The sequence below is a fragment of the Ammonicoccus luteus genome (assembly GCF_050880385.1).
Taxonomy (GTDB): Bacteria; Actinomycetota; Actinomycetes; order Propionibacteriales; family Propionibacteriaceae; genus Enemella.
Window position 1 is genome coordinate 218,710 of sequence record NZ_JBNZCI010000002.1, and the last position, 13,272, is coordinate 231,981.

General features: G+C 67.0%; 15 protein-coding genes. 5 read left to right on the forward strand and 10 right to left on the reverse strand.

Annotation, left to right across the window (positions count from 1 at the left end):
• Positions 1-33: 33 nt before the first annotated feature.
• Positions 34-774, forward strand: a complete 741-nt coding sequence (locus ACQ260_RS06345; RefSeq protein ID WP_432558574.1) for an SDR family NAD(P)-dependent oxidoreductase — start codon at positions 34-36, stop codon at positions 772-774.
• Here ACQ260_RS06345 and ACQ260_RS06350 read toward each other — a convergent pair.
• Positions 767-1,279: a type III secretion system chaperone family protein gene (locus tag ACQ260_RS06350; protein ID WP_432558575.1), complete on the reverse strand. Its 513-nt coding sequence runs from the start codon at positions 1,277-1,279 to the stop codon at positions 767-769. The two genes, ACQ260_RS06345 and ACQ260_RS06350, sit on opposite strands and share 8 nt — an antisense overlap.
• 134 nt (positions 1,280-1,413) lie before the next feature.
• Here ACQ260_RS06350 and ACQ260_RS06355 point away from each other — a divergent pair, with 134 nt between their 5' ends.
• Positions 1,414-1,992: a YceI family protein gene (locus ACQ260_RS06355; RefSeq protein ID WP_432558576.1), complete on the forward strand. Its 579-nt coding sequence runs from the start codon at positions 1,414-1,416 to the stop codon at positions 1,990-1,992.
• A gap of 20 nt (positions 1,993-2,012) precedes the next feature.
• A complete protein-coding gene (locus ACQ260_RS06360) occupies positions 2,013-2,567 on the forward strand; it encodes a DivIVA domain-containing protein (RefSeq protein WP_432558577.1) in 555 nt (184 codons plus the stop codon).
• A gap of 15 nt (positions 2,568-2,582) precedes the next feature.
• On the opposite strand, the gene ACQ260_RS06365 is transcribed toward ACQ260_RS06360, so the two are convergent.
• The 5 genes from ACQ260_RS06365 to ACQ260_RS06385 form a co-directional block, all read right to left on the reverse strand.
• Positions 2,583-2,954: a biotin/lipoyl-containing protein gene (locus tag ACQ260_RS06365; RefSeq protein ID WP_432558578.1), complete on the reverse strand. Its 372-nt coding sequence runs from the start codon at positions 2,952-2,954 to the stop codon at positions 2,583-2,585.
• Between the two features lie 14 nt (positions 2,955-2,968).
• On the reverse strand, positions 2,969-3,229 hold the full coding sequence (locus ACQ260_RS06370; RefSeq protein ID WP_432558579.1) for a hypothetical protein: 261 nt from the start codon (positions 3,227-3,229) through the stop codon (positions 2,969-2,971).
• Positions 3,230-3,244: 15 nt separating this feature from the next.
• Positions 3,245-4,801: an acyl-CoA carboxylase subunit beta gene (locus ACQ260_RS06375; protein WP_432558580.1), complete on the reverse strand. Its 1,557-nt coding sequence runs from the start codon at positions 4,799-4,801 to the stop codon at positions 3,245-3,247.
• An 11-nt stretch (positions 4,802-4,812) separates the two neighbouring features.
• Positions 4,813-6,312, reverse strand: coding sequence for a methylmalonyl-CoA carboxytransferase subunit 5S (locus ACQ260_RS06380; RefSeq protein ID WP_432558581.1), 1,500 nt, complete (start codon positions 6,310-6,312; stop codon positions 4,813-4,815).
• Between the two features lie 87 nt (positions 6,313-6,399).
• Positions 6,400-8,718, reverse strand: a complete 2,319-nt coding sequence (locus ACQ260_RS06385) for a glycoside hydrolase family 65 protein (protein WP_432558582.1) — start codon at positions 8,716-8,718, stop codon at positions 6,400-6,402.
• A 69-nt stretch (positions 8,719-8,787) separates the two neighbouring features.
• Here ACQ260_RS06385 and ACQ260_RS06390 point away from each other — a divergent pair, with 69 nt between their 5' ends.
• Entirely contained in the window at positions 8,788-9,327 is a 540-nt protein-coding gene (locus ACQ260_RS06390; protein ID WP_432558583.1) for a YdcF family protein, read from the forward strand.
• The gene (locus ACQ260_RS06395; protein ID WP_432558584.1) at positions 9,306-9,872 is read left to right on the forward strand and encodes a YdcF family protein; all 567 of its coding nucleotides are present in this window, start codon (positions 9,306-9,308) and stop codon (positions 9,870-9,872) included. Before ACQ260_RS06390 ends, ACQ260_RS06395 begins: the two co-directional genes overlap by 22 nt.
• 6 nt (positions 9,873-9,878) lie before the next feature.
• Here the strand turns inward: ACQ260_RS06395 and ACQ260_RS06400 are convergent, their stop codons facing one another.
• The 4 genes from ACQ260_RS06400 to ACQ260_RS06415 are packed head-to-tail and all read right to left on the reverse strand — an operon-like array spanning position 9,879 to position 13,257.
• The gene (locus ACQ260_RS06400; protein ID WP_432558585.1) at positions 9,879-11,000 is read right to left on the reverse strand and encodes a DUF697 domain-containing protein; all 1,122 of its coding nucleotides are present in this window, start codon (positions 10,998-11,000) and stop codon (positions 9,879-9,881) included.
• A 42-nt stretch (positions 11,001-11,042) separates the two neighbouring features.
• Positions 11,043-11,681 carry a hypothetical protein gene (locus ACQ260_RS06405; RefSeq protein ID WP_432558586.1) on the reverse strand — a complete coding sequence of 213 codons (639 nt, stop codon included), beginning with the start codon at positions 11,679-11,681 and terminating at the stop codon, positions 11,043-11,045.
• The gene (locus ACQ260_RS06410) at positions 11,668-12,834 is read right to left on the reverse strand and encodes a nucleotide sugar dehydrogenase (RefSeq protein ID WP_432558587.1); all 1,167 of its coding nucleotides are present in this window, start codon (positions 12,832-12,834) and stop codon (positions 11,668-11,670) included. The genes ACQ260_RS06405 and ACQ260_RS06410 overlap by 14 nt, the downstream gene beginning before the upstream one ends.
• A 42-nt stretch (positions 12,835-12,876) precedes the next feature.
• The gene (locus ACQ260_RS06415) at positions 12,877-13,257 is read right to left on the reverse strand and encodes a hypothetical protein (RefSeq protein WP_432558588.1); all 381 of its coding nucleotides are present in this window, start codon (positions 13,255-13,257) and stop codon (positions 12,877-12,879) included.
• Positions 13,258-13,272 lie beyond the last annotated feature (15 nt).

Sequence of the window (13,272 nt, forward strand, 5' to 3'; positions counted from 1 at the left end):
GCCTATCGAGTCCACGCTGGCAGAATCGTGGGCATGGAGAATCCAAGAATTGCTGTTGTCACCGGTGCCAGTGGCGGCATCGGCGAGGCCACCGCCCGCTCCCTCGCGGCCGCCGGGTTCCGCGTGTTCTGCGCGGCCCGGCGCACCGACCGGATCGAACCGCTCGCCACCGAGATCGGGGGCGTCGCAGTGACCTGCGACGTGACCTCCGACGAGTCCGTCGCCGCACTGGCCGAAGCGGTCGGGAACCGTTGCGATGTCCTGGTCAACAACGCAGGCGGCGCGCTGGGGCTGGAGCCGGTCGGCGAGGCGGACCTCGCGAAGTGGCAGGCGATGTACGACTCCAACGTCCTCGGCGCGGCCCGCGTCACCAAGGCGCTGCTGCCCGCGGTCGAGGCCGCGGAGGGCTCCGTCGTTTTCGTCACGTCGGTGGCCGCGGACGGCGGTTATGAGGGTGGGGCGGGCTACTGCGGGGTCAAAGCTGCCGAGCGCGCGATCGTCCAGTCCATGCGCCTGGAGTTGTTCGACCGCCCGGTCCGGGTCTGCGAGGTTGTGCCGGGCATGGTCCACACGGACTTCTCACTGGTGCGCTTCGCTGGAGACGCGGAGCGCGCGGACAAGGTGTACGCGGGCGTCGTCGACCCCTTGGTCGCCGAGGATCTCGCTGAGTGCATTCGCTTCATCGCCGAGCGACCAGCGCATGTGAACATCGACCGGATGGTCGTGCGCCCCCGATCCCAGCCCGCGCAGCACAAGATCCACCGCGTCAGCTGACAGGCCCTTCCCGGGTCTGCCGGTCCGGGGCGAGGTGGCGGAAAGCCTCAAGGTTGGCCGTCGACTCGCCCCGGGAAAGCCGCCACTCCCACTCCTTGCGGATCGACGACGCGAACCCCAGCTCGAGCAGTGTGTTGAAGCTGTCATCCGCAGTCTCGGCAACCGCGCCGAGAATCCGGTCGACCTCTGCGGGCGTGATGGCCGCGAGCGCCACCCGACCTGTGAGATAGATGTCTCCGTGACGATCGACACTGAACGCCACGGCGTACGTCTTCAGGTTGTGCTCCAGCAGCCAGCGATAGACGCCTTCGTGGTTCTCGTCGGGGTGCCGCACCACGAACGCCCGGATCTCGACCGCATGGTCTCCCACCACAAGAGCGCAGTCGGTCCGGAGCTTTCGCGTTCCGGGCAGGGTCACCGTGACGATGCGGTCCGCGCGTTCCCAAGGCAGGCCGAGGCCGGCGGCCGTCTCGGTGATCACGGCGAGGACGTCGGTGGCGTTCACGCCGCCAGTGTGTCAGACGCGCGGAATAATCCGCTTCGAACCGACCGCCACACCGGGCGCTACCCGGGAGTCGGCCCTGAGCAACGTGTTAGCTTGATCGACACAGACTGCTAAGCGCATCGGGGAGGCAACGGATGACGGATTACGATTCCTCGCTGCGGGGAACCTGGGAGGCGGATCCCGCCCATTCCTCCTTCGAGTTCATCGCCCGCCATGCCATGGTCACCAAAGTTCGCGGCAAATTCACCGACTTCTCGGTGACGATCGAGGCGGACCCCGAGAACGTCGAGGCCTCGTCCGTCGAGGTCCGCATCCGGGTTGCGAGCCTGGACACGTCCAACGACCAGCGCGACACCCACCTGCGCAGCGAGGACTTCTTCAACGTCGCCCAGTGGCCCGAGATCGTGTTCCGGAGCACCGCGATCGAGGAGATCGACGATGACGCGTTCACGGTGACCGGCGACCTGACCATTCGGGACGTGACGAAGCGCATCACGGTCCCGGTCGATTTCACCGGTGTCAGCGGCGACCCGGTGGCGAAAGTGACCAGAGCGGGCTTCGAGGGCGGCCGCCGCCTCGATCGCCGCGATTTCGGATTGGAATGGAATGTCCCCCTTGATACTGGAGGGGTGCTTGTGTCTGAAAAGATCACCATCGAATTCGAAGTGTCAGCAGTGCAGAAAAGCGAGCCAACCACGGTCACAGCCGACTAGTGGACTGACAGGAGCACCAGATGTCCGGTTCAGCAGGCAGCGGAGGCCTCACCCCGCGGTCCATCCGCCACGCAGAGTTCTCGACACGGCAGCGAGGGTTCTCCCGCGAAGAGGTGTCCGACTTCCTCGCGGAGGTGTCGGAGGCCTGGGCCGAGTCGGTGGCGGAGAACAAGGAACTCCAGCGCCGTCTCGACGAAGCGCAGACACGCGCCAAGGAAGCCTTGCTGCAGGAACAGGAAGCCCGCGCAGAGATCGAGAAGCTCTCCGCGACCCTCGGCCGCAACAACAACCGTGACATCAGCGCCCAGAACATGCAGGCCACCGTCGTGCTCACCCGCGCCCAGGAGATGGCGGACAACTTGGTTGCCTCGGCCAAGGAAGAAGCCGAGGAGATGGTGGCGATGGCGGCCAAGGTCGATTCCCTCGACTATGTGCGGACCTACGCCAAACTCACCCACGACCAGATGAGGTCAGTGGTTGCCGAACTCAGCCGACAACTCGACCTGCTCGGTGAGCTCGCCAATCAGGACAACCGCGCGGCCACCTGGGAATCCTTGCGGAACCAGCAGCACTGACCGCGCGGCCGTCAGTCACTCCAGTTCGACGAGGGCTTGTCCGCCTTGGACGGCCTGACCGGGCTCGACGTGGACGACGCTGACCATGCCCGCCTGCGGAGCCGTGATCTCCGTCTCCATCTTCATGGCCTCCAGCACCACAAGCACTTGGTCGGCGTCGATCTTGTCGCCCGCCTTGACCAGCACTTGGGCAACCGAACCGGCCAGCGGCGCGACGACGGCATTCTTCGATGCGCCCTTCACCGAGGCGGACGTGGGAGCGGTCGGGGTCGGGCCGGGATGGCGTACGCCGGTCGTCAGCAGCGAGCCCAGACCGGGCTGCTCCTCCGGCTCGACATCGACCTCGACGGTGTACGGGGTGCCGTTGACGGTGACTTTCAACTTCATCTGCGTGCTCCGATTCAGCGGATGGGGGACACGGCGCGGCTCTGCACGGCCTGACGGCCCTGCTGCGCCCACGACCCGGGACGGGAGAAGTGGATGGCCCGCACCTTGGCGCGGTGCCCGAGATAGGCGGCGACGGCAGCCGAGATCGCCAACACGACGTCCTCGGGAATCTCCGTGCGCGCCTCGAGCTCGGTCAATCGGTGTTCGATCGCGTCGAGCCGGTCCGTCATGGAACGGAGCAGGTCGGCGACCTCGGCGAGTGTGGGTTCGGTCATGACTGTCTCCTCGACTCAGGCCGGCCCGAGGCCGTGCTTCTTGGCGGGCCGCAGGTCGCGCTTCGAGACCAGGATCTCCAGGGCCATCGCCACCTCGCGACGGGTGTCGGCCGGATCGATGATGTCGTCGACCAGCCCGCGGGATGCTGCCATGAACGGGGTGGAGAACGTCTCGCGATAGAGCTCCACCATCTCCTCCCGCTTGGCCGTCTGGTCCTCGGCCGCCTCGATCTCCCGACGGAAGACCACGTTGACGGCACCCTCCGCGCCCATCACGGCGATCTCCGCCGTGGGCCACGCCAAGACGGTGTCGGCACCGAGATCCCGGGAACACATCGCCAGATAGGCACCGCCATACGCCTTGCGGAGGACGATGGTGATCTTGGGCACGGTGGCTGCGGAATAGGCGTACAGCATCTTGGCGCCGTGCCGGATGATGCCGCCGTGCTCCTGAGCGACACCCGGCAGGAAGCCCGGCACATCCACCAAGGTCAGCAACGGAATGTTGAACGCGTTGCAGAACCGGATGAACGTCGAACCCTTGTCCGAGGAGTTGATGTCGAGAACACCGGACATCACCTGCGGCTGGTTCGCGATCACACCGACGGTGCGACCGGTGACCCGGGCGAAGCCGACGACGATGTTCTGGGCATAGCCTTCCTGGACCTCCAGGAAATCGCCATGGTCCACGATCGTCGTGATCACATCGCGCACGTCATAGCCCTTGCGGCCCTCGACGGGCACGATGTCCCGCAGCGCCGCGTTGGGCTCCACCACGTCGTCCGGCTGGACGATGGGCGGATCCTCCGAGTTGTTCTGGGGCAGGAAGCTCAGCAACTTCTTGGCGATCAACAGCGCATGCGCATCGTCGTCAGCGACGAAGTGCACCACACCCGACTTGGCCATGTGGGCGTCGGCGCCGCCCAACTCCTCCTGGCTCACCTGCTCGCCGGTCACCTGGGAGATCACCCCGGGGCCGGTGATGAACATGTGCGCCTGGCGGGTCTGGATGATGAAGTCCGTCAGCGCCGGCGAATAAACCGCGCCGCCGGCGCAGGGACCGGCGATGATCGAGATCTGCGGGACCACGCCCGAGAGCAGGACGTTGTTGTAGAACACGCGACCATAGCCCGACAGCGAGTCGATGCCTTCTTGGACCCGGGCGCCGCCCGAGTCGTTGATGAACACGAACGGACTGCCGGTCGTGATCGCGGCCTTCATCATCGCGACGGCCTTGTTGAGTTGCGCCTCCCCGGCCGATCCGCCCATGACGGTGAAGTCCTGCGAGGCGATGTGCACGGGGCGCCCGAGGACGGCACCCGACCCGGTGACCACCCCGTCGGCCGGGACCTCGGCCGTGTCCATCCCGAAATGGGTGGTGCGGTGTTTGACGAACATTCCGACCTCGGTGAACGAGCCGGGGTCACAGAACGCGTCGATCCGCTCCCGGGCGGTCATCTTCCCCTGGTCGTGCTGGCGGGCGATGCGCTTTTCTCCGCCACCGGCCGCGACGCGTTCCCGCGCGTCAGCCAGGTCCTGGAGCCGTTGGGACATGCTGGGCAGTTGAGTCATCTAACGTCACCTCAGGCCGGCTCGACGGCCACGGTCGAGGTGCGGTCGCCCACCGTCACCTTGTAGCGGATCGGTTCGCGCAACGCCTTCGACGCACCGGACGCGGCAGCGGCCTCGGCGTCGATCTGATCCTGCGTGCGCCCGACGTTCTTCGGTCCCTCGGGGCGCGCCTTGAAGAATCCCGGTGCGACACCGGGGAACATCGCGTTGGTGAGCACGTCCTCCTCCGAGCCGTTGTTGCCTTCGATGGCATGGCCCTGCGCGGTCAGCGCGTCCCACTCTGGCTCGAGCGTGTCGGCCGGACGGACCGAGATCGGTTCCTTCTTGGTCTGGGTCCGAGCGATCTCGATCACCTCCGCGTTGCGCTCCCCCATGCATTCGCCATAGAAGCCGAGCATGAGATCGGCGAACTCGCCGGTCAGGACCTTGTATCGGCCCATCAGCACGTTGAACACCGCCTGGGTGCCGACGATCTGGGACGACGGGGTGACGAGCGGCGGATAGCCTGCGTCCTCGCGCACGCGCGGCACCTCCTCCATCACTTCCTTGATGCGGTCGCCGGCACCCTGCGCCTTGAGCTGGGACTCCATGTTCGAGATCATGCCGCCGGGGATCTGGGACTTGAAGATCTCGGTGTCGACCGTCGTGATCGCCGACATGAACTGCTTGTATTTGGGTGTGATCTTGGCGAAGTGATCCCGGATCCGGATCAGCCGGTCCTCGTCGACATCCGTGACATAACCGGTCCCCTCGAGCATCTCGATCACCGACTCGGTGGGGTTGTGTCCCGGGCCCATGGACATCGACGAGATCGCGGTGTCCACCACGTCGGCGCCGGCCTCGATCGCCTTCATGAGCGACACCTGCGTGACCCCGGTGGTGGCGTGGCAGTGCACGTTGATCTGGGTCTCGGAGCCATAGGTGTCCTTGATGGCCTTGACAATGTCGTACGCAGGCTGCGGCTTCAGCAACGCCGCCATGTCCTTCAGCGCGATCGAGTCCGCCCCCATGTCGAGCAATTGCCCGGCCAGCTTCACATAACCCTCGGTGGTGTGGAGGGGGGACACGGTATAGCAGATCGTCCCCTGCGCGTGCTTCCCGACCTTCTTCACCGCCTGCATCGGGTGTGCGAGGTTCCGCGGATCGTTCAGGGCGTCGAACACCCGGAACACGTCCATGCCGTTCTCTGCCGATTTCTCCACGAATTTCTCGACGACAGTGTCCTCATAGTGGCGGTAGCCGAGCAGGTTCTGTCCGCGCAGCAGCATCTGCAGCCGCGAGTTGGGCATCAGCTTGCGGAAGGTCCGCAGCCGTTCCCAAGGGTCCTCGTTGAGGAAGCGGATGCAGGCGTCGAACGTCGCACCGCCCCAGCACTCCACGCTCCAATAGCCCGCGGCATCGATGTCTGCGCAGGCGTCAACCATGTCCTCCAGGGCCATGCGTGTCGCCATCAAGCTCTGGTGGGCGTCTCGCAGGGCCAGTTCCGTGATTCCGATCTTGCGCTGCTCCATGACCTCATCCTCACACGTCGGGGTGTGCTGCAGTCTTCCACCCGGGGGCCGCGGCCCGTGCCGAAACCGGTAAGGTCGTCGGCCCCCTCAGATGGACGGGGACCGGCCGGGCGGTTGCACCGGTGGGTCGAGCAGCGGCTCGGGCTGGCGCAAGGGCCTGACCAGACCTTTGTCACCCAGGGTGCAGGACTCGCCGTCAATCACGATCTCGACCGGTCGACCGTCCATCAGCGTCACGGTGGTGGCCGCCCGCCCGATGTCGATCGAGATCACGCGACCCTGCCAGCACAGCCGGAACATGATCCTGCTGAGGCGCTCCGGCAAGCGCGGAGCAATCGTGAGGACCTCGGCGCCCTCGCGCATGCCGCCGAGTCCCGCGACGAGCGTGTGCCACGCGCCGGCCAGCGAAGCGAGGTGCAGCCCCTGGTCGGTGTCGCCCTGGATGTCACGCAGGTCGACGAGGGCGGCGGTGCGGAGATAGGAGTACGCAAGGTCCAGGTGCCCCGTCCGCGCCGCGACCACGCCCTGAACACCCGCGGACAGGGACGAGTCCCGGACCGTCCGGCGCTCGTAGTAATCGAAGTCCCGCGCGATCTCCTCGTCGGTGAACGCGTCCTCGCACCACCAGAGCGCCTGGACCAGGTCGGCCTGTTTGACGACCTGCCGGCGATAGATCTTCGCGTAGTGCGCCTGCCCCTGGACGTTGACGTGTGGCCCGTTCTCGAAGTCCCACTCACCAAAGGTGGTGAAGTTCTCACAGGCCGGGTGCACTCGCCGCACCTCGTCCCAGGGCACATAGACCGATCGGGCGGCTTGGGCCCAGGCGGCCGTTTCGTCCTCGGTGACCGCGGACGCCTCCGCGGCCTCGGGCACGGTGGTGGCGGCCGTGACGGCCCAGCGCAGGTGTTGGGCGGCCATCAGGTTGGTGAACGTGTTGTCATCCACGACGCCCGTGTATTCGTCCGGCCCCGTCATCCCGAACAGATGCCAGCGTCCCTGATGGTCGTAGTGCCCCATGCCCGCCCACGCCCGCGCGGTCTCGAACAGCACGGTCAGCCCGGCGCCGTGCAGGTCCCGGCCAGTGATGTGGGCGTGCAGGACAATCGCTCGGGCGATCGCGGCGTTGAGATGTTGGGCGGCCGAGCTCGCCGGCCAATAGCCGGAGGCCTCGTGGCCGTTGATCGTGCGCCAGGCGAACGCGGCACCGTCCAGGCCGAGGATCTCGGCCCGCCCGCGCGCCTGGGGCAGCGTTCCGGCGCGCCAGGCGAGCAGCCGGTCGGCCGCATCCGGCCGAAGACAGCTGAGCGCGGGCAGCACGAAGCCCTCGATGTCCCAGAACGTGTGGCCCGCATAACCGGAGCCCGTGAGCCCCTTGGCGCCCATGGGCGCGTCGTCGATCATCGCGGACGCCTGGAGCAGCTGGAAGAGGTCGAAGCGGAGTGCTTGTTCGAGCTCGGGATCCCCTTCGATCTCCACGAGCGCGTGCTCCCAGAAACCGTCCAGAGCAGCGCGCTGATCCGCGACCAGACCATCCCATCCGCGCTCGCGCGCATCGGCCAGGGTCGCTGCGGAGACCGCAGCCATCTGCTCGCCGGGAGCACAGGCGAGCCACGCGTACCCCAGAAACTTGATCACCTCGACCGACTCCCCCGGCTCGAGGTCGGCCACGATGTCGACGGCGACGAGATCATCGCTGTGTTCGACGAGGCACGTCGCGTTGTCGCTCACCTCATGGTGCACCGACGCGGCGACGGTGATGGCCGAGTTGCGGGTGCGGTGCACGAGGAGCCCACCGCAGTCGGTGACACGGTCGATGTGCGCCTCGAACGGCTTGCCCAGACGATCGCCGACCCGTGGGTCGTCGTTGTCGACCTCGGAGTCGGTCCCGTTCACCACGAGCTCCGAGCGGAGCACGACCCGCGCCGGCTTGTCCCCGGCCGCCAGCCGATAGCGGATGGCCGCGACACCCGGTCGGTCGAGGGCCACGAGCCGGGTGCTGGTCAGGCTCACGGTCCCGCCGGACCTGGTGCGCCACTTCGTTTCCCGCTGGAGCGTGCCCGCCCGCAGATCCAGCGTGCGGGAGTGGTCCAGACACCCGCGGCCAAGTCGCAGCGGTGAGCCGTCGACGAGCGCCCGGATCAGGCTGCCGTCGGCCACCGGGATGATGGCCTGCCCGGTGTCCGGATTCCCATAGCCGTCCTCCGGATAGGACAAGGGATGCTCCTCGTGGACCCCGGCGATGAACGTGCCCCGCGCATGCCCCGGGTCGCCCTCGTCCAGGCTGCCGCGGATTCCGAGCGCACCGTTGCCGAGTGCCAGCAGGGATTCCAGGACCCCCGTGTGTTCTGTGGACAGACCCCGATGCCGCAGTGCCCAGGGGTCGAGGTCGAACAGACGATCGAGCATGTGGTGACCTTCACGGGAGGCGGTGGGCGGCCAGCGTACTCCCTTGCCGAGGCCGCCTAAACTCAGCCTGTGGCTCGGGGAATCGTCAAAACAGGTGTCGTCCTGGCGGTGGTTGCCGTCTCCGCCTGGGCGTTCGTGGCCGTCAGTGCGTTCCACTATCCCCGCGTGGACCCGTTGCAGAAAACGGATGCCTACTACGTCCTGCACTCCGGCGGCGGCGTCGACGCACTCAACCACATCCAGGACTGGTTCCCGTGGGACCGGCCCCTGCTGGTGTCGGTCCCCGACGACCCGGTGCTGAGGTCGCGCTATCGCGTGATCTGCACCCACCCGGACTTCAACGCCACGTGCGTCACGCCGGACCCCGTCAACACCCGGGGGGAGGCGCGAAACCTGGGCCGGGTGGCGCGCGAGCGTGGCTGGCAGTCGGTGACCGTCATCTCCCAGCGCTCCCACATGACGCGCGCCCGGCTGCTCATGGAACGCTGCTATGACGGCGAGATCCGGATGCTCCCCCGCGACGTCGAGCGCGGTGTCATCGGCTCGGCCAGGGTGCTCGTCTATGAGTCCGCCGCCATGGTCAAGGCGTGGCTCACGCCGGGGTGCTGATCACTGTGGCTCGGGGGATCGTCAAGGCACTGGCTGTTCTCGCCCTGGTCGCGGTGACGGCCTGGGCGGTGGTCGCGATCAAGGCGTTCCACTATCCCGAGGTGGACGCGTGGGCGGACACGGACGCCTACTACACCCTCCACTCCGGCGGCGGGGTCGGTGCCGTGAACAGGGTCGAGCAGTGGCTCCCGCCCGGCAAGCCGCTGCTCGTGTCGGTCCCCGATGACGAACTCCAGGCGGATCCCTATGGCAGCGTCTGTGGCGACCCCGCCCTCAACGTGATCTGTGTGGCACCCCACCCCGAGAGCACCCGGGGCGAGGCGCGCAACCTGGGCCGAATAGCCCGCGAGCGTGGCTGGCAGTCGGTGACCGTCATCTCCCAGCGCTCCCACATGACGCGCGCCCGGCTGCTCATGGAACGCTGCTATGACGGCGAGATCCGGATGTTCCCCCGCGACGTCAACCGCGGCATCATCGGCTCGGCCAGGGTGCTCGTCTATGAGTCCGGCGCCATGGCGAAGGCGTGGCTCGTCGCCGAATGCTGAGCCCGCTCAGCCCTGGCGACGCACCGTCGGCATCCGCCGGCGGAATTCCTGCTGGAAGAGATCCTGGACGGCTTGTGAGTCCAGAGCGCCGTCGAGCGTGCGCAGCTTGCCGGCAGCGGCCTTCTGGCACACCGCGAGCCAGGCCTGGCCCATCGCGAAGGTGAAGCTGGTGGCGACCCCCGCCGACACCACTCCGCCCGCAACCGTTCCCGCGCCCGGGATCAGCTTGAGCAGGTTGGTGAACAGCGCGCGACCGCCGACGGTGGCGGCCGACGTGGACGCCACCGCCATCATCGCCGCGCGGTCGAAACGGATGCCATAGAGGTGCGCGATGCGCGCCATCATCGACAACTGGATCGGCACGAGCATCGCGGCGTCGGAGAAGGGGATCGGAGTGGCCGCCGCAGCCGCGGCACCGGTCGCCGCAGTGGCTATCGCCTTGTTCGCTTCTTTGGCCTTCGCGGCAAGATCGACCTTCTGCGCGGCGGCGAGGGCTCCGTGGACAGCCTCGGGTGCAACGTGAAACGTCGCCCTCATGAGGTCGATCAAGCCGTGCTCCGGCTGATCAGAGAACTGATCCCTCAGTGCGTTGGTCATGAACGGACGGCCGCCGACGATCGGCAGGTCGAGTGACTCCACGTGCCGGGCCAGGGCAACCGCGTCGGGGTGATATTGCTCCCCGCGCTTCGGGACCTGGGTGAACACGCAGATCACCGGCAGTCCGAGGTCGTCGATCCGGCGGATGAACTCCGCCTCGGCCTCCTCGAAGCGGCGATCGAGACCCCGCACGCAATACCACGCCACGTGAACCTGGTCCGGGAGCGGCTTTTTGCGCATCTCCTTGACCATCTTGTCGAGGTCCTGCAGCAGCACCTTGTCGTCGCGCCCGACCTCCAGGCCCTGGGTATCGACGATGCCGAGCCGCCCCCGACGGTCGAGATAGAGATGACTGCCCTTGGTGACCGGTTCACCGATGCCGGTGGCCGCGACGTTCTCCCCGAAGATGGCGTTCACGAGGGTTGACTTGCCCACCCCCGTCTTGCCGAACAGGGCCAGGTTGAACCGCCCGAGCAGATCGGACTGCCGGTCGAATTCGGCGCGGAAGGAGTCGGTGAACCACTGGGACACGCGCTCAAGAGTACGCGCGGTCTGCCGGGCGTCGCGTCCGCGTCAGTGCCGCGGTCGGCCCAGGGTCACGAGCAGGTCCTCATGGAGCTGGAACCACACGTTGTGGAAGGAGTCCGGGTGGTCCACGACGAACTCCCACTCCCCTGCCAGCGCGCGCTGCATCGCGTCCGAAAGCCGGTCGCCATAGCCTTCGAACCTGTCCAGGACCGCCTCGAGGTCATTGCAGACCTCCTGACCACGGCGTTCGACGGAGGCGAGCTGACGCAGCACCCGCGTGTCATGGCGCCGGTCGGTGTGGTCGTTGACCCGCCGCACCCCGTCGACCATCCGCATCTGGAAGTCGGTGCAAGCTTCGAGCGCGACCTCGTTGAGACCGCTGAACCGACCGAACGCGGCCTCCACACCGGCCCGGCAGCCGGTTGCCGCCAGCTCCGCGGTCACCGCGGCATCGTCGGCGCTCCGGCCGGCGGGGGTGATGCTCCAGCCGCCGAACGGGCCGCTGGACTTCGTGACCAGGCCCCGGGCGCCGAGGTCGATCAGGACCGACTCGGCCTCACCTTCGGACAGCCGTGCCCGGTCGGCGATGCGACCGGCGGAGGAGGCACCAATGCACCGCAGCGTGTGCAGGACCCGGAACTCGTCCGCGGGGAGGTCCGCGGCGCTCGCATCAGTCCTGGCCATAGAGATCCCTCGTGTACACCTTGTCCGCCACGTCGGCCAACTCCTCGGTCATCCGGTTGGCGAGAATGACATCACACCGCGACTTGAACTCCTCGAAGTCCCGCACGACCTCGGAGTTGTAGAACTGGTCGACCTCCAACAGGGGCTCGAACAGCACGACCGGGATGCCCTTGGCCTTGATCCGCTTCATGATCCCCTGGATCGACGAGGCCCGGAAGTTGTCCGAGCCCGCCTTCATGGCGAGCCGATAGATGCCGACGACCCGGGGTTCCTTCGCGATCACGTCGAACGCGATGAAGTCCTTGCGGGTGGTGTTCGAGTCGACGATCGCCTGGATCAGCGTCTGCGGGACGTTGCGATAGTTCGCCAACAACTGCTTGGTGTCCTTCGGCAGGCAATAGCCGCCATAGCCGAAGGATGGGTTGTTGTAGAAGTCGCCGATCCGGGGATCAAGGCCCACGCCGGTGATGATCTGCCGGGTATCGAGACCGTGGGTGGCGGCGTAGGTGTCGAGCTCGTTGAAGTACGCCACCCGCATCGCCAGATAGGTGTTGGCGAACAGCTTGATCGCCTCCGCCTCGGCGGCACCGGTGAACACGACGGGGGTCTCGGCATCGAGGGAGGCCTCCGCGAGCAGCCCGGCGAACGTCTCGGCCGCCTCACCCGGGTCCGCGACGATGATCCGCGACGGGTGCAGGTTGTCGTGCAGCGCCCGGCCCTCACGCAGGAACTCGGGCGAGAAGAGAATCGTGAGCTGCGGGAACTGCTTGCGTACGCGGTCGGTGAACCCCACCGGGATCGTCGACTTGACCACCGCGACCGCATGCGGACCGTGCTCGGCGATCGTCGTGAGCACCGCCTCCACGCTGGCGGTGTTGAAGAACTGGGTGTCGGCGTCATAGTCGGTGGGTGTCGAGATGACCACGAAATCCGTGCCCGGCAGCGCCTCGACCAAGTCCGTCGTCGCCGTCAGGTTGAGGTCCATCGTCGCCAGATAGGCCTCGATGTCCGGATCCGCGATCGGTGACCGCCGCGCCTGGACCGCCGCCGCCCGCTCCGCGTCGATGTCGACGGCCACCACTTCATGTCGCTGGGCGAGGAGGACAGCACTCGCCATGCCGACATAGCCCAATCCCACAACTGCTATTCGCACACCCCGAGACTAGGCCCCCGGTCAGTCGCGGGGCCGGAGATCTCAGCGGCGTCGGTGCCGCAGGACCTGCCAGATGACGATCGCGAAGATCACCGGGAGGAAGGGAAAGTCGCCCTGGGCCAAGCCTGTGATTATGAACACACCGATGATGCCGGCGATGATCCAGGTCCACTTGTTCTGCATCCAGGTCGAACCCTGACCCGTCGGCCGTTGTTGATAGGGCGCCTGCGGCTGCATCTGCTGATGCTGCTGGTCCGGCCGCGTGCGCGCATAGTCCTGATAGGCCTGAAATGCCTCATCCGCTTGCGGGTCCGGGTTCGCATATGGTCGCTGCGGCTGCCCGGGACGCGGTCCCTGCCCGCTGGGCATGCCCGGGTAGGTCGGCCACTCCTGGGGATCCTGTTCCGGTCGATCGCTGCTCATCGAGCCCACGCTCCC

Excerpts from the sequence above, each read along its gene's own strand:
- ACQ260_RS06415 (WP_432558588.1), bottom strand. The coding sequence starts at position 13,257 with ATGAGCAGCGATCGACCGGAACAGGATCCCCAGGAGTGGCCGACCTAC.
- ACQ260_RS06370 (WP_432558579.1), bottom strand. The coding sequence starts at position 3,229 with ATGACCGAACCCACACTCGCCGAGGTCGCCGACCTGCTCCGTTCCATG.
- ACQ260_RS06365 (WP_432558578.1), bottom strand. The coding sequence starts at position 2,954 with ATGAAGTTGAAAGTCACCGTCAACGGCACCCCGTACACCGTCGAGGTC.
- ACQ260_RS06405 (WP_432558586.1), bottom strand. The coding sequence starts at position 11,681 with ATGGCCAGGACTGATGCGAGCGCCGCGGACCTCCCCGCGGACGAGTTC.
- ACQ260_RS06375 (WP_432558580.1), bottom strand. The coding sequence starts at position 4,801 with ATGACTCAACTGCCCAGCATGTCCCAACGGCTCCAGGACCTGGCTGAC.
- ACQ260_RS06355 (WP_432558576.1), top strand. The coding sequence starts at position 1,414 with ATGACGGATTACGATTCCTCGCTGCGGGGAACCTGGGAGGCGGATCCC.
- ACQ260_RS06360 (WP_432558577.1), top strand. The coding sequence starts at position 2,013 with ATGTCCGGTTCAGCAGGCAGCGGAGGCCTCACCCCGCGGTCCATCCGC.
- ACQ260_RS06380 (WP_432558581.1), bottom strand. The coding sequence starts at position 6,312 with ATGGAGCAGCGCAAGATCGGAATCACGGAACTGGCCCTGCGAGACGCC.
- ACQ260_RS06345 (WP_432558574.1), top strand. The coding sequence starts at position 34 with ATGGAGAATCCAAGAATTGCTGTTGTCACCGGTGCCAGTGGCGGCATC.
- ACQ260_RS06385 (WP_432558582.1), bottom strand. The coding sequence starts at position 8,718 with ATGCTCGATCGTCTGTTCGACCTCGACCCCTGGGCACTGCGGCATCGG.